Genomic DNA, 16,188 nt, shown 5'->3' with positions numbered 1-16,188 from the left:
AGGTGACATACATTGAAAATTACACGTGTAACAGAACAAGTGAGCTTAAAACGTACGATTGATCAAGGGACGAGTGCTCAAAGAGAAATTGTCGTAAATATTTTAAAGCAGGTGCAAGAGCAAAAAGACGAAGCTTTAAAAAGGTATACAGCCCAATTTGACGGCGTTGAGCTTTCTTCTTTACTTGTGACGGAACAAGAAAAGAAGCGTGCTTATGAGCTGGTTGATGCAGACATGCTGTCAATCATTCGTGAAGCGGCTGACAACATTCGTGATTACCACGAAAGAATGGTTGAGCAGTCTTGGATGACAACAAAAGAAGACGGCACTATTTTAGGGCAGAAAGTAACGCCTTTAGATGCAGTAGGTGTTTATGTACCGGGAGGCCTTGCGGCGTATCCTTCTTCCGTTTTAATGAATGTTATTCCTGCTCAAGTGGCAGGGGTAAAACGTATTGTGATGGTTTCACCTCCAGGAAAAGACGGCGCGCTGCCTGCTGGAGTAGTGGTAGCAGCGAATGAGCTTGGGGTCGAAGAGATTTATAAAGTAGGGGGAGCTCAAGCGGTAGGAGCACTTGCCTATGGAACAGAAACAATTAAACCCGTCGATAAAATTGTAGGCCCTGGTAATATCTTTGTTGCATTAGCGAAAAGAGAAGTATATGGATTAGTAGACATTGACTCAATTGCTGGACCTAGTGAAATTGTCGTACTAGCAGACGAAACGGCTAAGCCGAACGAAGTGGCAGCTGATTTATTATCTCAAGCAGAACATGACAAATTAGCTTCAAGCATTTTAGTAACGCCTTCTATGAAATTAGCCGAATCTGTTAAAGAAGAAGTGGAAAGACAAGTGGAATCTTTACCTCGTAAAGAAATTGCAAAACCTTCTATTGATAACCATGGTGCTATTTATGTGACCGGGTCATTAGAAGAAGCGATTGAAGCTGTTAATCAATTAGCTCCTGAGCATTTAGAAATTATGACTGAAAGTCCGCTTGAACTTTTAGGTTCCATTCGTCATGCCGGTGCTATTTTTCTAGGAAGATACAGCTCAGAACCTGTTGGCGATTATTTTGCGGGACCAAACCATGTTCTTCCAACCAATGGGACAGCGAAATTCTCAAGTCCTTTATCAGTTGATTCATTTGTGAAGAAGTCTAGTATCATTTCATACAGCCAACAAGCCCTGCAGAAAAATGTCTCGAAAATCGCAGTGTTTGCTCGTTTAGAAGGGCTAGAAGCTCATGCAAGGGCGGTTGAAGAACGCTTTAAAAAATAAGGTGGAGATTAAAAGAAAAGAGTCGAAATGTTCTTTTCTTTATCTATTACATGCATAGTTGAAAGGAGTTTCACAATGAGAGAGTCAAGTATTAAACGTACAACAAACGAAACGGATATTGCATTAGCGATTGGAATCGATGGAGAAGGAAAAGCGAGCATTGATACAGGCGTTCCTTTTTTAAATCATATGCTTGATTTATTTACAAAACACGGACAGTTTAACCTTGATGTAAAAGCAGATGGGGACACGGAGATTGATGATCACCATACAACGGAAGATATCGGTATTTGCCTTGGTCAAACGTTCAAAGAAGCGCTCGGTGATAAAAAAGGAATTAAACGCTATGGAAATGCTTTTGTACCAATGGATGACGCATTGGCTCAAGTGGTAGTAGATTTAAGCAATCGTCCTCATTTTGAATTTAAAGGTGACATTCCCGCGTCGCGCGTCGGTACATTTGATACAGAGCTTGTGTATGAATTTTTATGGAAATTTGCATTAGAATCTCGCATGAATGTACATGTAATTGTACACTACGGCAAAAATACACACCACATTATTGAAGCGGTGTTTAAGGCTTTAGCACGTGCTTTGGACGAAGCGACAACGATTGATCCGCGTGTCAAAGGTGTGCCTTCGACGAAAGGGATGTTGTAAATGATTGGAATTATCGACTATGGGATGGGCAACTTATACAGCGTAAGTAAAGCTCTTGAACGATTAAACTATGATTATATTATCTCGGCAGATCCTGCAGAACTAAGAAAGGCAAAAGGGCTGATTCTTCCTGGAGTTGGAGCATTCAAAGATGCGATGGAACAGCTGAATCAAACAAAGTTGACGGACTTTATTAAAGAAGAAGTAGCAAAAGGAATGCCTTTGCTTGGAATTTGTTTAGGTATGCAGCTTTTATTTGAAGAAAGCGATGAAAACGGCGTAACAAAAGGGCTGGAACTGTTAAAAGGGAGAGTCGAGCGTATTCCCGGCATTACTGCCGAAGGACAGACATATAAAGTTCCGCACATGGGCTGGAACTCTTTAAATTTTCATCAGCCGTCTGCTCTGCTTGATGGAATCAGTGAAGGTCACGTGTACTTTGTTCACTCTTATTACGTAAAAACAAATGACCAAGACGTGCTTTTAGCAACAAGTCCTTATGATGTTGAAGTTCCAGCAGTTGTTGGAAAAGAACACGTATTTGGCACTCAATTCCACCCTGAAAAAAGCAGTGCAATCGGAATGCAAATGCTGCAAAATTATGCAAACTTCGTAGAGAAAAGGAGCCCATCATATGAGCAAATTTGAAATATATCCAGCCATTGATATGCGCGGAGGAAAGTGCGTCCGTTTGCTTCAAGGAGATTACTCAAAAGAAACGGTGTACGGAGATTCTCCGGTAGATATGGCCACACAATTCGCAAGTGAAGGCGCTCAGTGGATTCACATGGTTGATTTAGACGGTGCAAAAGCGGCCAAGCGCGTGAATGATGAATTTGTGCTAGGCGTGAAAAAGAAATTAGATGTAAGTGTGCAAATTGGAGGAGGCATTCGCTCAGAAGCTGACGTTGCTTACTATTTAGAAAACGGAATTGACCGCGTTATTTTAGGAAGTGCAGCTATTTCTAATCCTGAATTTGTGAAAAAAATGCTGAAGGAATATGGTGCGCGTATTGCTATTGGTATTGATGCACGTGATGGCTACGTTGCGACGGAAGGCTGGGTGGAAACATCTACAATCAAAGCGACAGAACTAGGAAAAGAATTGGCTAATGCTGGTGCGGAAACATTTATTTTCACGGATATTTCTACGGATGGCATGCTGTCTGGTCCTAATGTGGAAGGGATTGTTGAAATGGCCAAGGCTACTGGAAAAGGTGTGATTGCATCAGGGGGAGTTAGTAAACTTGCTGATCTAGATGCACTAAAGAAGTATGAAGCTGACGGCGTTATTGGTGCGATTGTAGGGAAAGCACTTTATACAAATAAGTTTACAGTAGCTGAAGCACTTCAAGAGGTGAAAGCGTAATGATTACAAAACGAATCATTCCTTGTTTAGATGTAAAGGACGGTCGTGTGGTAAAAGGAGTTCAGTTTGTGGAACTTCGAGATGCAGGAGATCCTGTAGAGTTGGCGAAGTTTTACGATGAAGAAGGCGCAGACGAATTAGTCTTTTTGGATATTTCTGCTTCTCATGAAGGACGCAAAACAATGGTACATGTTGTAGAAGAAGTAGCATCTCAGCTAGCGATTCCTTTTACGGTGGGCGGAGGAATTAATGCATTAGAAGATATGAAGAGAATGCTTCGTGCTGGTGCAGACAAAGTGTCATTAAATACAGCGGCCGTACTCAATCCAGCACTCATTACAGAAGGGTCCGACTTTTTTGGAGCTCAGTGTATTGTGGTAGCCATCGATGCTAAGTACGATGAAAGTTTACAATCATGGCGAGTCTATACACACGGAGGCCGCAACGCAACGGACTGGGAAGTAATCGACTGGGCAAGAGAAGCAGTGAAGCGCGGTGCGGGTGAGATCTTGTTAACGAGTATGGATAAAGACGGCGAAAAGTCAGGGTTTGATTTAGCATTAACCAAAGCAGTGAGCCAAGCAGTGAGCGTTCCTGTTATTGCTTCTGGCGGCGCAGGAAATGGTCAAGATTTTGTCGATGCGTTTGAAAAAGGAGAAGCTGACGCGGCTTTGGCGGCTTCGATCTTTCACTATAAAGAAACATCTGTAAAAGAAATTAAAAGCTATGCAAAACAACAAGGAGTGAGCATTCGATGACGATTGAAAACATTAAATTCAACAGTGATGGACTTGTACCGGCTATTGTACAAGATGCTGTGAGCAAAGAAGTTTTAACATTGGCTTATATGAACGAAGAATCACTTCAAAAATCAATTGATACACGTGAAACGTGGTTTTACAGCCGTTCTCGACAAGAGTTGTGGCACAAGGGCGCAACCTCGGGAAACACACAAAAGATTGTAAGCATGGCATATGACTGTGATGCTGATTCGCTGGTTGTAAAGGTGGAGCCTCAAGGTCCTGCTTGTCATACGGGGGCTTACAGCTGTTTTAATGAAACAATTCTTGGTGAAAATAAACAAAATGATAATCGGTTTGCTATTATTAATGAGCTAGAAGAAGTAATCGCTAAGCGTGAAGCTGAAATGCCAGAAGGAGCTTATACGACGTACTTGTTTGATAAAGGCGTAGATAAAATCCTCAAAAAAGTAGGAGAAGAAGCTGGTGAAGTCATTATTGCAGCAAAAAATCGTGACCATGATGAGCTGAAGTGGGAAGTTGCAGATTTATTGTACCACGTACTTGTTTTACTTCGTGAGCAAAAGTTGCCTTTAGACGATGTCCTATCAGTATTAAAAGAGCGTCACTCTAGCTAATAGCTACATAGTGAAAAGAGAGAAGGAGTTGTCTCATTTTAGATAAAAGAGGCAAAACCTTCTCTTATTTGCGTCAAGAAACGACTGCTTGCAGGCTCCTTTTTTGAATAGAGGTATTAAACTTCTTGGCAAATGTGATATACTACGAACGTCGAAATTATCAACTTATTTGGAGGGCTTAATGGAAAAACACTCAAAAGTAATTCAAAAAATGGCACAAGTAATTCCATTTTCGCAAACGGGTGACTTCTATTTCGAAAAAGCGCTGCAGGCGTTTGAAGAAGAGGAGTCAGATAAAGCGCTCAAGTATTTAACGCGTGCAAACAAAGAAAATGCCCGTAATCCACAGCTTCTTACAAACGTTGGAGTAGCTTTAACGGAGCGGGGAGATTATCAAGATGCCAACGAGCTTTTTCTCCATGTGATTCATCATATGGACGATACATTAGGAAGCTGTTACTACTATATAGCCAACAGCTATGCGCATCTTGGACTGTTTGAAGAATCAAAAAAATACGCGATGTATTACATTGAGCATTTTCCAAATGGTGACCTCTTTCGATCGGCTACAGATCTGTTAGATTTACTATCAATTGATGTGGATGAAGAAGATGAAGAGCCTAAAAATCAGCTAGGCGACATGCTGATTATAAAACAAGAACAAGCAAAAAGACTGCTTGAAGCAACGAATTTTGAAGAAGCAGTGGATTTGTTAACTGAAATAATTGATGAGTATCCAGAATTCTGGTCTGCATATAATAATTTAGCGTTAGCTTATTTTTATTTAAATAAAATTGATGAGGCAATGGATTTGCTGAATGAAGTATTGGAGAAAAACCCTGGAAATCTTCATGCGTTATGCAATCAGCTGATTTTCTATTATTATTGCCATAAGCATAAAGAAGTTGAGGAGCTTACAGACGGGCTTAGCCGCGTTTATCCGATGTCCTTTGAACACCGCTATAAGCTTGGAGCTACATTTGCGTTGATTGGTCAATACAAACTATCATACAGATGGTTGAAGAAGCTTTATACACAAGGATTTCAAGGAGACAACTCATTTCATTATTGGCTCTCATATGCCTCTTACTATACTGGACGTGAAGCGTTCGCTAAAGAAATGTGGAAGCTGGCATTGGAAGACGTTCCTGATAAAGAAGGAGAGGAGCCTTGGCGCATCAGTCAAAAAGCTGCGAAGGTTTTTCAATCGAAAGTGGATATTACAGCGAAAAAGAAATGTGCAACAAAAAATGTTCATGATCAGCTTTACAGCCTGTATATGGCGAAGAAGCTTCCTGAACAACAGCGTCTGCTTCTTTTAGAAGAAATCAAGTCGTCCATACATATGAGTACACTTTTAGATGAAGTATATACGTATGTATGGCAGGATAAACACCATGTGATTTTTGAGGTGGCAGATGTTATTGAACTGGAGATGGAATCGCAGACTGAAAGTGATATCCAGGATCTTTTAAGCTTTTGGTTTTATGTATATGTACAGGTATATAAACAATCCTATGATTTTCAGCATGTGAACGTAAATGCATGGGCCGCAGCCGTCACATATATATGGGCGAAAGAACAAAACCAGTCTATTACTCAAGCCGATGCGGCAAAACAATATTCCATTTCCGCTGCAACAGTGAGAAAGTACAGTAAAATTGTGAATACGTTATTAAATTGAGCAAAAAAATAGACGATAATAGGAAGAACATATTAGGATAGTGGTAACGAAATAATTATCCATAAATTTGGAATCAACTACGAAGGAATTTCCTAAAAGGAGTGTAAAGCAATGACAGAAGAAAAAATTTATGATGTCATTATTATTGGGGCAGGCCCAGCAGGTATGACTGCTGCTGTATATACATCTCGTGCAGATTTATCAACACTAATGATTGAACGCGGAATTCCAGGCGGTCAAATGGCTAATACGGAAGATGTAGAAAACTATCCAGGTTATGATCATATCCTTGGTCCTGACCTTTCTAACAAAATGTTTGAGCATGCAAAAAAATTTGGTGCGGAATATGCGTACGGTGATATTAAAGAAATCATCGACGGAGAAGAATACAAGACAGTTCGTGCAGGCAGCAAAGAATATAAAACACGTTCAGTAATCGTTGCTACTGGTGCTGAATATAAAAAATTAGGTGCGCCAGGAGAGAAAGAACTAGGCGGCCGCGGCGTATCTTATTGTGCTGTATGTGACGGTGCATTCTTTAAAGGTAAAGAGCTAGTCGTTGTAGGCGGTGGAGACTCTGCGGTTGAAGAAGGCGTATATTTAACACGCTTCGCAACAAAAGTAACAATTATTCACCGACGCGATGAGCTTCGCGCGCAAAAAATCCTACAGCAGCGTGCATTTGATAACGAAAAAGTTGATTTTATTTGGAATACAACGGTCAAAGAAGTAAAAGAAAAAGACGGTAAAGTAGGCAGCGTAACGTTAGTAGACACAAAAACAGGTGAAGAGCGCGAGTTTGGTGCGGACGGCGTATTCATTTATGTTGGAATGGTTCCACTAACAAAACCATTCGAAAGCCTAAACATCACGAATAAAGAAGGATATATTGAAACGAACGAGCAAATGGAAACAAAAGTACCAGGTGTGTTCGCAGCTGGAGACGTTCGTGAAAAGGCTCTTCGTCAAATTGTAACAGCTACAGGCGATGGCAGCATTGCTGCTCAAGCGGCTCAGCACTATGTAGAAGAGTTAAAAGAAAAGTTAAAAGCTATTCAGCAATAAGGCTGAAATCAATCTTTTACAAAACGTAATTCGGTTTTAACTGTTCTGTAACACCTGTGAAACATTGATGGGGTACTATATAGATAGTAATTGACCCCCTTTTATAAAATATATGTATGTCGGGCATAGGACGTGTTCCTATGCCTCTTTTTTGTGACTATAACAGATTGAATTTACGTATATAACAGCAATGGATTATTTTCAGAAAATTTAGTAATAGTTAGTTCATCTCCGTTGTGAGAGAAGTTTGTTTCGTAGTATAATAAAAGAAAATGTCAGTATACATATGATGAGGTGGAAAACATGCAAAGGGTCACAAATTGTGTATTAATGAAAGATGATAAAGTATTGTTGCTTCAAAAGCCACGACGAAACTGGTGGGTGGCCCCGGGCGGGAAAATGGAGCAAGGAGAATCTGTAAAAGACTCTGTTGTACGAGAATTTCGTGAAGAAACGGGAATTTATTTGAAAAATCCCACTGTAAAAGGTATCTTTACTTTTACGATGAAAGAAAACGATCAAATTTCATCTGAATGGATGATGTTTACTTTTTTTGCTACAGATTTTGATGGGACAAATGTGCTAGAATCAGAAGAAGGCAAACTCGGTTGGCATAATTTGAGTGAAGTAAGTGAATTGCCGATGGCACCGGGAGATCATCACATTATCGATTATGTAGCAAAAGGGTCGGGTGTTATTTATGGCAACTTTACGTATACAACAGATTTCGAGTTATTATCTTACCGAATTGATCCTTGTTAATGATAAATAGACATGTATGCATAGATTGAGGGGGATGGAAAATGAGTACTGGGTCTGTAAGCGATATTCAATTAGTGATTATTACTGGAATGTCAGGTGCAGGAAAAACAGTAGCAATTCAGAGTTTTGAAGATTTAGGGTTCTTTTGTGTAGATAATTTACCCCCTACATTGCTACCGAAATTTTTAGAACTCATGAAAGAGTCAGGGAATAAAATGAATAAAGTTGCTCTTGTTATGGACTTGCGAGGCAGAGAGTTTTTTGAAAGCCTGTTTGAAGCATTAGATAACATGAGTGAAACAACGTGGGTCACGCCACAAATTTTATTTTTAGATGCAAAAGATTCTGTATTGGTGACGCGCTATAAAGAAACGAGACGTTCACATCCGCTAGCTCCTTCGGGTTTACCTTTAGAAGGAATTGGTATGGAACGTGAGCTTCTTGAGGAGTTAAAGGGAAGAGCTCAGCTTATTTATGAGACGTCAGAGTTAAAACCAAGAGAGCTTAGAGAAAAAATTTTAACTCAGTTTTCGTCGCACGCTTCACAGGTTTTTACTGTTAATGTGATGTCGTTTGGTTTTAAATATGGTGTGCCTATTGACGCTGATTTAGTCTTTGATGTGCGCTTTTTGCCAAACCCTCACTACATTGACCATATGCGTCCTAAAACGGGGCTTGAAGAAGAGGTTTCTTCTTACGTATTAAAATGGACGGAAACTCAAAAGTTCATTGAAAAAGTAGTAGACTTACTTTCGTTTATGCTTCCACAGTACAAGCGAGAAGGTAAAAGCCAGCTGGTCATTGCTATAGGCTGCACAGGCGGACAGCATCGCTCCGTCACACTAGCTGAATATTTAGGTCACCATTTCCAGAATGAATACAAAACTCATATTTCTCATCGTGACATTGAGAGGAGAAAGGAAAATCATAGATGAGCAGTGAACAGCTTCCAAAAGTTGTCGTCATTGGGGGAGGAACGGGTTTACCAGTGCTGTTAAGAGGGTTGAAGGAATACCCTCTTGATCTTACAGCCATCGTGACCGTAGCAGACGACGGGGGAAGTTCTGGCCGATTGCGCGATGAACTTGAAATCCCTGCTCCTGGTGATATTCGAAATGTGCTAGTTGCTTTATCTGATGTAGAGCCACTAGTTGAAGAGCTTTTTCAGCATCGATTTGATACAGGAAATGAGCTTACAGGCCATTCTCTTGGCAATTTGTTGCTTGCAGCTATGACGTCTATTACTGGCGATTTTGTGCATGCTATACGAGAAATGAGCAAAGTACTAAACGTCAGAGGGAAAGTACTTCCAGCAGCTAATCAAAGTGTTGTGCTGCATGCGGAGATGCAAGATGGATCCATCGTAACAGGTGAATCTAAAATTCCAGAAGTTAATAAAAAAATTAATAAAGTATTTTTATCGCCCGCTGATGTGAAACCGCTTGTCGAGACAATAAAAGCTATTCGACGCGCTGATTTAATTGTGTTGGGGCCCGGAAGTCTTTATACAAGTATTTTGCCGAATTTACTGGTTCAGGATATTTGTAACGAGCTTTGTTCGACAAAAGCAAAGAAAGTGTACGTATGCAACGTGATGACGCAGCCGGGTGAGACATTAGGCTTTAAGGCAAGTGATCATATTAAAGCGCTTTACAATCATATGCCGTGTGCATTTTTAGATGCGATTATTGTCAATAATGCACCTATTCCAGCACCTTTGAAAAAGAAATATCAAGTAGAGCAGGCTCAGCCTGTAGAATATGATCGTGAAGTATTGCTAAAGTTAGGGTTAGAAGTGATTGAAGATCAAATTATTCAGTATGACGGCAGCGTAATTAGGCATGATACAAAAAAAGTAGCAAAGCTTGTGTATTCTATGCTGACATCGCTGCAAGGTAAAGCGAATACGGGTGTTTAACACTATTTCCGTATGTAGATTGGAGGTGAAGTTATGTCATTTGCATCAGAAACAAAAAAAGAGTTAACGAATTTAGAAGTCAAAGATTGCTGTGCAAAAGCAGAGCTTTCTGCATTAATTCGAATGAATGGTTCACTTTCTTTTTCGAATAAAAAATTCACGGTTGATGTTCAAACAGAAAACGCAGCGATTGCTCGGCGCATTTATGTCCTGCTTAAGAAAAATTATGATGTGTCAGTAGAACTGCTTGTGCGTAAGAAAATGCGGTTGAAGAAAAACAATGTGTATATTGTTCGATTAGTAGAAAAAACGAGAATGCTTTTGGAAGACTTAAAAATTGTAGAAGAAGGATTTACGTTTACACATCGTATTTCACCAGAGCTAGTACAAAAGAAGTGCTGTAAGCGATCCTACTTAAGAGGCGCATTTTTAGCCGGCGGTTCTATTAATAACCCAGAGACATCATCATACCATCTTGAAATCTTTTCATTGTATGAAGAGCACAACGAAGCTTTATGCAATTTAATGAACGAATTTCAATTGAATAGTAAAACATTAGAACGGAAAAAAGGCTATATTAACTATTTGAAAGAAGCTGAAAAAATTACGGAGTTTCTAAATATCATTGGAGCCCATAACGCTCTTTTACGGTTTGAGGATGTAAGAATCGTCCGAGATATGCGAAATTCCGTTAATCGCTTAGTTAATTGTGAAACAGCTAACTTAAATAAAACGATCGGAGCGGCTATTCGTCAAGTGGAAAACATTCGTTATATTGATGAAACAGCTGGATTAGACATCTTACCAGAAAAGCTAAGAGAAATTGCTCGTTTGCGTGTGGAATACCAAGACGTTACGTTAAAGGAGCTTGGTGAGATGGTATCTGGAGGTCAAATTAGCAAATCGGGCATTAACCATCGGTTGCGTAAAATTGACCAAATAGCAGACAAGCTTCGCGCCGGTCAGCCAGTCACATAAGGGGAATTGCAAGGGGGAGGATTTTATCATGGAAAAACAAGTAGAAGTAAAATTAAAAACGGGATTACAAGCTCGTGTTGCGGCACTGTTTGTGCAAGAAGCAACTCGTTTTACATCGGATGTGTACTTGAAGAAAGATGAGAAAGTAGTCAACGCTAAAAGTATCATGGGGTTAATGAGCTTAGCGATTAATAATGGTTCTCTCATTACGCTCATTGTTGAAGGGGTAGATGAAAAAGAAGCAATGGATGCGTTAGTAGCTTACGTAGAGAACGATGCATAAAAAAGCCTTTCCCGCAGGGGGAAAGGCTTTTTTTTATTTAGGGTCGTTTTCTAATACTTTGTCAATTAGACCGTATTCTAAAGCGCGTTCAGCAGTCATGAAATTATCACGATCTGTATCACGTTGTAGCACTTCTAACGGTTGACCTGTACGCTCAGCTAAAATTGAATTTAGTTTTTCGCGTAAGAATAGAATACGTTTTGCCGCAATTTCAATTTCAGTAGCTTGTCCTTGAGCACCACCAAGAGGTTGATGAATCATTACTTCGCTGTTTGGAAGAGCAAAACGTTTGCCCTTTTCACCAGCAGCCAGTAAGAAAGCACCCATTGATGCAGCCATACCGATACAAATTGTAGAAACTTTTGGCTTAATGAATTGCATCGTATCGTAGATAGCCATTCCAGCTGTAATAGAGCCACCTGGACTGTTGATATAAAGTGAGATATCTTTTTCTGGGTCTTCAGCAGCTAAGAATAGAAGCTGAGAAACGATTGAGTTAGCTACATTATCGTCAATAGCACTACCTAAAATAATAATGCGGTCTTTTAATAAACGTGAATAAATGTCATAAGCACGTTCACCACGGTTTGTTTGTTCAATAACTGTAGGAATTAAGTTCATATTAAATTCCTCCTTAACAAGAATAATTTGTTATGTACCTATAATACACGTATGGTCAATAAAGGTCAAACAAAAGAACCTCTACTACACATATTCGCTTAAAACACTATGTATTCCTCTTTGACATTATTAAAATTTTTCCCCCTTCTAAAAAAAATAAACGTAGTATTCTATTGAAAAGAGAAGTTTTCTCTCCTATAATGGAAGTTGTGACAAATATGCCCTCGTAGTGTAGTGGATAGCACAAGAGATTCCGGTTCTCTTAGGGTGGGTTCGAATCCTGTCGAGGGCGTCTTAAAACGTTGCGGATTACGCAACGTTTTTTATTTTGAGTAAAAAGGCTCATCTTCTCAAAAAATAATATTTATTTTCCTCCTATAACCCTTTATACGCGTAAGGAAGCAAGAAATTAATTCCATTGTACCGGTTGCGGAATTTGTCAGAATACTATAAAACAGTATATAAGGAAAAGAAAAACGGAGGAGGAATAAATATGAAATATATGAACAAACTTTTCATTGTCAGTGCATCGGTAGCACTATTGCTGTCTGCATGCGGGACGAACGACGATGCTGCTCAGCCGAAGTCTAATGATCAAGCAGAAAATGTTCAGCAAGATAAGGCTTCTAAATCTGATCAAACATCAGGCGCTGCAAAAGAAGATTCGAAAAAAGATGCGGATTCTTCCGAGGTCTCAGCCAAACCTTCAGGAAGTCAATCGTCAACTAGCAAAACAGCGGAAGATGGACAGTCAACGTCTTTTTCAGAAACAAAACTAACAAAAAGCCCAGAACAAGATTATTCTATTCAAGTAATGGACGGTTATAAACTAACGGGTGAAGAACCAGGAAAAGATGCGTTAGTATTAACTTCAGATGATTCTCAATTTATGCGTATCGAAATGCTTTCATCAGAAGCATCGATGGACGACGCTGCTCAATCTGTTAAACAAACGGCAACAGCAGTTAATAAAAATGCAGCAGAGAAAAAGAATCTTGAAGAGAATGGAATCTTCAAAGATTCTGTTTGGTATGAAGCCACATCTGGCGATCATACGGTAAACGCTGTGTTGGTTAAAGGAAAGAAACCAATGAAGCTAACCATCTTCACGAAAAACAATGAAGAAAACCTGGATAAGTTTATGCAAATGGCACAGACCATTCAATAAGTAACTCTTCTATTATTATACACATGCAGAAAATTCGACATGACGAAGAAAACGTCATGTCGGATTATTACTCGGATCATGCGGTCGGTGCGAATTATAATGAAAAGTTATAAAGGTGCATAGCTCTATTACTTTTTTGATGGTTAGTAATTAAAAATAGGATGAACCGCTTCGTTAACAAAGGTTGACGAAGATTTTTTGATGAAAAAATTACATATAAAAAATAGTTACATGCTCTTTGAAAGCGTTTTTATAGTAAAATAGATGAAGGGGAGGGGAGAAATAATGGAGATTGGATTATTTCAGCAGCAGTCGTTAAAGCTGACGATGTCAAAAGAATTATCACAAGCTATTTCTCTTTTACAATATTCATCGATGGATATTGTAGCGTTTTTACATGAGCAGGCGCTTCAAAATCCGCTTATAGATTTTTCAGAGCTGCCCGTCTATACATCTCACAATCAAAAAAATCATGCAACTTCTGATTCAACAGATTATATGAGCAGTATACCAGCTCCTAAAGAAACGCTGTACGAACATTTAATGAATCAATCCGCATTATTAAAATTAGATGAATGTGAGCAGGCAGCCGTTGAGTTTGTTATTAATAGCCTGGATGATGCTGGCTATTTGCATGATGAGTTAATTATACTTGCTAACCAGCTTGGCCAAGGTCAAGAGCAGGTTGAGAAGGCTCTCCAGCTTGTGCAGCAGATGGACCCGGCAGGAGTAGGGGCGAGAAGTTTACAAGAGTGCTTAATGCTTCAATTAAAAAGAAGTAATCAATGGACAGAAAAAATAGAGCAAATTTTGACACATCATTTTGAGGAATTTGCGTATAAAAAATGGATGAAAATCTCAAAGTTATGTCAAATCTCACTTGAAGCTCTTCAACAATTACATGAACAGATTAAGAAATTAAATCCTCGTCCTGGATCGTTTTATATGAAGTCCAATGAACGATTCATTGTACCGGATTTTATTGTAAAAATTGAAGATGGAAATGTCGTTGCTTATGCAAATGAGGATTTGGAACCTCGTCTTTCAGTGAATGAACAATACAAACTTCAGCTGAAAAATAGGCAGAACCAAGAAATGTTTTCTTATTTGCAAGAGAAATATCGTGAATTTCAGTGGATTATGAAAAGTTTACACACACGCAAAGATACATTAAACGCATTAATGAATACCTTACTCGTTGAACAAGAAGCCTTTTTTAAAAAGGGTCCTTCGTATTTGAAGCCGTTAACAATGAAGGAAGTAGCGGAACAAACGTCTGTGCATGAATCAACGATTAGCCGTGCTACTCGGCACAAATATATTCAAACGCCTTTTGGCACCTTTTCAATGAAATCTTTTTTCTCAACTAGTATTCAACTGGGCAACAACGAAGCGACTTCTACAACTCACGTAAAAGAACTGCTTAAAAAGCTAGTAGCAGAAGAAAACAAACAGCGTCCGCTTTCAGATCAGCAGTTGGCTAACGTTTTGCAAAGCAATTATAACGTTACTATTTCAAGAAGAACGGTAGCCAAATATCGAGATCAATTAAACGTTCTGCCATCCAGTCAACGAAAACTTTTTGTCACGCAGTAAAGGAGTGGGAATGTGGAAGTCGTACTGTATACCAAAAATGGCTGTCACTTATGCGATGATGCAAAGAAGCTGCTTGCAGAGCTGCAGTCGGAGTTTCCCTTTCAGCTTATTGAACGAGATATTTACAAAAACGATGAGTGGCTGGAAAAGTATCACCTTGCCATTCCCGTGGTAGAAATGGATGAAGAAGAAGTGGAATATGGAAAAATAACAGGTATTCCATTAAGAAAACGCTTACTTTTAAAAATAGGCAACACATGAGTTGAATAAAGGATTCACTCCTGTTAGAATAGATTTTGTAGCAGGGTGAATTTTTTTTGCGCAAGGTGGGACATAATATGTCTATACGGGACAAAAAATGTCCAGCAAGTTTATGCCTTAAGGGGATTTTAACATGCGTTCTTTAATAGAAGTACAACGAAAATTATTACCTGAACTTCTCTCAGTTATGCAAAAGCGCTATCAAATCTTGCAATACATACGTTTAATGCAGCCGATTGGCCGCAGAAACTTAGCTGTAAGCCTTGGGCTAACAGAGCGTGTGTTACGAAGCGAAGTAACATTCTTAAAAGAACAAGATTTGATTGACATTTACCCTAGTGGAATGACGCTTACAAATGAGGGAGAACTCCTTCTGGCTGAATTAGAAGAAGTAATGAAGGAAGTTTCAGGACTTCGATTATTGGAAACAACATTAAAAGAGGCGTTTTCTTTATCAGAAGTTGTTGTTGTATCTGGAGATAGTGATCAGTCTCCTTGGGTCAAAAATGAAATGGGTCGAGCATCTGTTTCGTGTATCAAGGAGCGCCTTGTTGGTAAAAAAAATACCGTTGCTGTTACAGGTGGTACCACGCTTGCCGCCGTTGCTGAAATGATGACACCTGATTTAAAACACCCTGATGTACTTTTTGTACCTGCTCGCGGAGGGCTAGGTGAAAATGTACAAAACCAAGCAAATACGATTTGTGCTAAGATGGCTGAAAAGTCCATGAGTCACTATCGCTTGCTTCATGTTCCAGATCAGCTTAGTGATGAAGCATACCGATCTATTATCGGTGAACCATCTATTAAAGACATGCTTCATTTAATTAAGTCCGCTGGTATGGTTGTTCACGGAATAGGAGACGCTATGACAATGGCAGAACGCCGTAAAACACCACAAGCAGACTTAGAAAAAGTGAAAAATGGACATGCTGTAGGTGAGGCATTTGGATACTATTTTAATCATCAAGGCGAAGTTGTTCATAAAGTTAAAACAGTTGGCATACAACTCGATGATTTAAAGAACAATAAATGTGTTATTGCTGTTGCAGGAGGTTCATCAAAAGCGAAGGCAATTAAAGCGTTTATGCAACAAGCGCACGATTCGATTCTCATTACAGATGAAGGCGCCGCAAAAGAGTTAGTAAGGGATTTTAATTAATC

The 16,188-nt window shown here is 39.4% G+C and carries 18 protein-coding genes and 1 tRNA gene; 18 read left to right on the top strand and 1 reads right to left on the bottom strand.

All coding sequences use genetic code 11. From position 1 onward, the window contains the following. The first annotated feature begins 12 nt into the window (after positions 1 to 12). The 13 genes from hisD (at position 13) to LJC66_RS25575 (ending at position 11,378) form a co-directional block, all read left to right on the top strand. Entirely contained in the window at positions 13 to 1,281 is a 1,269-nt protein-coding gene (gene hisD, locus LJC66_RS25635; protein WP_230933782.1) for a histidinol dehydrogenase, read from the top strand. Between the two features lie 75 nt (positions 1,282 to 1,356). Further along, positions 1,357 to 1,941: an imidazoleglycerol-phosphate dehydratase HisB gene (gene hisB / locus LJC66_RS25630; protein WP_025752581.1), complete on the top strand. Its 585-nt coding sequence runs from the start codon at positions 1,357 to 1,359 to the stop codon at positions 1,939 to 1,941. Further along, positions 1,942 to 2,589 carry an imidazole glycerol phosphate synthase subunit HisH gene (gene hisH / locus LJC66_RS25625; RefSeq protein ID WP_028409649.1) on the top strand — a complete coding sequence of 216 codons (648 nt, stop codon included), beginning with the start codon at positions 1,942 to 1,944 and terminating at the stop codon, positions 2,587 to 2,589. After that, positions 2,576 to 3,310, top strand: a complete 735-nt coding sequence (gene hisA, locus LJC66_RS25620) for a 1-(5-phosphoribosyl)-5-[(5-phosphoribosylamino)methylideneamino]imidazole-4-carboxamide isomerase (protein ID WP_050688920.1) — start codon at positions 2,576 to 2,578, stop codon at positions 3,308 to 3,310. Before hisH ends, hisA begins: the two co-directional genes overlap by 14 nt. Further along, positions 3,310 to 4,068: an imidazole glycerol phosphate synthase subunit HisF gene (gene hisF, locus LJC66_RS25615; protein ID WP_025752585.1), complete on the top strand. Its 759-nt coding sequence runs from the start codon at positions 3,310 to 3,312 to the stop codon at positions 4,066 to 4,068. Before hisA ends, hisF begins: the two co-directional genes overlap by 1 nt. After that, the gene (hisIE, locus tag LJC66_RS25610) at positions 4,065 to 4,688 is read left to right on the top strand and encodes a bifunctional phosphoribosyl-AMP cyclohydrolase/phosphoribosyl-ATP diphosphatase HisIE (RefSeq protein ID WP_013059715.1); all 624 of its coding nucleotides are present in this window, start codon (positions 4,065 to 4,067) and stop codon (positions 4,686 to 4,688) included. Before hisF ends, hisIE begins: the two co-directional genes overlap by 4 nt. Before the next feature lie 181 nt (positions 4,689 to 4,869). After that, a complete protein-coding gene (locus LJC66_RS25605) occupies positions 4,870 to 6,372 on the top strand; it encodes a tetratricopeptide repeat protein (protein WP_050688922.1) in 1,503 nt (500 codons plus the stop codon). Between the two features lie 111 nt (positions 6,373 to 6,483). After that, the gene (gene trxB, locus LJC66_RS25600) at positions 6,484 to 7,437 is read left to right on the top strand and encodes a thioredoxin-disulfide reductase (RefSeq protein ID WP_025752588.1); all 954 of its coding nucleotides are present in this window, start codon (positions 6,484 to 6,486) and stop codon (positions 7,435 to 7,437) included. A gap of 303 nt (positions 7,438 to 7,740) precedes the next feature. Continuing rightward, positions 7,741 to 8,199 (top strand): 8-oxo-dGTP diphosphatase, encoded by a 459-nt coding sequence (locus tag LJC66_RS25595; RefSeq protein WP_013059712.1) that lies wholly within the window; start codon positions 7,741 to 7,743, stop codon positions 8,197 to 8,199. 41 nt (positions 8,200 to 8,240) lie between these two features. Continuing rightward, positions 8,241 to 9,134, top strand: coding sequence for an RNase adapter RapZ (gene rapZ, locus LJC66_RS25590; protein WP_013059711.1), 894 nt, complete (start codon positions 8,241 to 8,243; stop codon positions 9,132 to 9,134). Further along, positions 9,131 to 10,117, top strand: a complete 987-nt coding sequence (locus LJC66_RS25585) for a gluconeogenesis factor YvcK family protein (protein WP_013085391.1) — start codon at positions 9,131 to 9,133, stop codon at positions 10,115 to 10,117. The genes rapZ and LJC66_RS25585 overlap by 4 nt, the downstream gene beginning before the upstream one ends. 33 nt (positions 10,118 to 10,150) lie before the next feature. Beyond that, complete coding sequence (whiA, locus tag LJC66_RS25580; protein WP_013085390.1) at positions 10,151 to 11,095, top strand: DNA-binding protein WhiA; 945 nt, start codon at positions 10,151 to 10,153, stop codon at positions 11,093 to 11,095. A 28-nt stretch (positions 11,096 to 11,123) separates the two neighbouring features. After that, positions 11,124 to 11,378, top strand: a complete 255-nt coding sequence (locus tag LJC66_RS25575; RefSeq protein ID WP_013059708.1) for an HPr family phosphocarrier protein — start codon at positions 11,124 to 11,126, stop codon at positions 11,376 to 11,378. Between the two features lie 33 nt (positions 11,379 to 11,411). On the opposite strand, the gene clpP is transcribed toward LJC66_RS25575, so the two are convergent. Then, a complete protein-coding gene (clpP, locus tag LJC66_RS25570) occupies positions 11,412 to 11,999 on the bottom strand; it encodes an ATP-dependent Clp endopeptidase proteolytic subunit ClpP (protein ID WP_013059707.1) in 588 nt (195 codons plus the stop codon). A gap of 220 nt (positions 12,000 to 12,219) precedes the next feature. Between clpP and LJC66_RS25565 the strand changes: the two genes are divergently transcribed. The 5 genes from LJC66_RS25565 to LJC66_RS25545 all read left to right on the top strand — a co-directional run bounded on the left by LJC66_RS25565 (position 12,220) and on the right by LJC66_RS25545 (position 16,186). Beyond that, a tRNA-Arg gene (locus LJC66_RS25565) sits at positions 12,220 to 12,291 on the top strand. Between the two features lie 201 nt (positions 12,292 to 12,492). Continuing rightward, positions 12,493 to 13,167: a hypothetical protein gene (locus LJC66_RS25560; protein WP_195695726.1), complete on the top strand. Its 675-nt coding sequence runs from the start codon at positions 12,493 to 12,495 to the stop codon at positions 13,165 to 13,167. Positions 13,168 to 13,452: 285 nt separating this feature from the next. Then, positions 13,453 to 14,763, top strand: coding sequence for an RNA polymerase factor sigma-54 (rpoN, locus tag LJC66_RS25555; protein ID WP_230933781.1), 1,311 nt, complete (start codon positions 13,453 to 13,455; stop codon positions 14,761 to 14,763). A 12-nt stretch (positions 14,764 to 14,775) separates the two neighbouring features. Further along, entirely contained in the window at positions 14,776 to 15,024 is a 249-nt protein-coding gene (locus tag LJC66_RS25550) for a glutaredoxin family protein (protein WP_195695728.1), read from the top strand. A gap of 133 nt (positions 15,025 to 15,157) precedes the next feature. Next, a complete protein-coding gene (locus tag LJC66_RS25545) occupies positions 15,158 to 16,186 on the top strand; it encodes a sugar-binding transcriptional regulator (protein ID WP_013085386.1) in 1,029 nt (342 codons plus the stop codon). Positions 16,187 to 16,188 lie beyond the last annotated feature (2 nt).

This window comes from Priestia sp. TSO9, assembly GCF_021029645.1.
Taxonomy (GTDB): Bacteria; Bacillota; Bacilli; order Bacillales; family Bacillaceae_H; genus Priestia; species Priestia megaterium_E.
This window is presented reverse-complemented; position numbering and strand designations above follow the sequence as displayed.

Excerpts from the sequence above, each read along its gene's own strand:
- hisB (WP_025752581.1), top strand. The coding sequence starts at position 1,357 with ATGAGAGAGTCAAGTATTAAACGTACAACAAACGAAACGGATATTGCA.
- hisH (WP_028409649.1), top strand. The coding sequence starts at position 1,942 with ATGATTGGAATTATCGACTATGGGATGGGCAACTTATACAGCGTAAGT.
- hisA (WP_050688920.1), top strand. The coding sequence starts at position 2,576 with ATGAGCAAATTTGAAATATATCCAGCCATTGATATGCGCGGAGGAAAG.
- hisF (WP_025752585.1), top strand. The coding sequence starts at position 3,310 with ATGATTACAAAACGAATCATTCCTTGTTTAGATGTAAAGGACGGTCGT.
- hisIE (WP_013059715.1), top strand. The coding sequence starts at position 4,065 with ATGACGATTGAAAACATTAAATTCAACAGTGATGGACTTGTACCGGCT.
- LJC66_RS25605 (WP_050688922.1), top strand. The coding sequence starts at position 4,870 with ATGGAAAAACACTCAAAAGTAATTCAAAAAATGGCACAAGTAATTCCA.
- trxB (WP_025752588.1), top strand. The coding sequence starts at position 6,484 with ATGACAGAAGAAAAAATTTATGATGTCATTATTATTGGGGCAGGCCCA.
- LJC66_RS25595 (WP_013059712.1), top strand. The coding sequence starts at position 7,741 with ATGCAAAGGGTCACAAATTGTGTATTAATGAAAGATGATAAAGTATTG.
- rapZ (WP_013059711.1), top strand. The coding sequence starts at position 8,241 with ATGAGTACTGGGTCTGTAAGCGATATTCAATTAGTGATTATTACTGGA.
- LJC66_RS25585 (WP_013085391.1), top strand. The coding sequence starts at position 9,131 with ATGAGCAGTGAACAGCTTCCAAAAGTTGTCGTCATTGGGGGAGGAACG.
- whiA (WP_013085390.1), top strand. The coding sequence starts at position 10,151 with ATGTCATTTGCATCAGAAACAAAAAAAGAGTTAACGAATTTAGAAGTC.
- LJC66_RS25575 (WP_013059708.1), top strand. The coding sequence starts at position 11,124 with ATGGAAAAACAAGTAGAAGTAAAATTAAAAACGGGATTACAAGCTCGT.
- clpP (WP_013059707.1), bottom strand. The coding sequence starts at position 11,999 with ATGAACTTAATTCCTACAGTTATTGAACAAACAAACCGTGGTGAACGT.
- LJC66_RS25560 (WP_195695726.1), top strand. The coding sequence starts at position 12,493 with ATGAAATATATGAACAAACTTTTCATTGTCAGTGCATCGGTAGCACTA.
- rpoN (WP_230933781.1), top strand. The coding sequence starts at position 13,453 with ATGGAGATTGGATTATTTCAGCAGCAGTCGTTAAAGCTGACGATGTCA.
- LJC66_RS25545 (WP_013085386.1), top strand. The coding sequence starts at position 15,158 with ATGCGTTCTTTAATAGAAGTACAACGAAAATTATTACCTGAACTTCTC.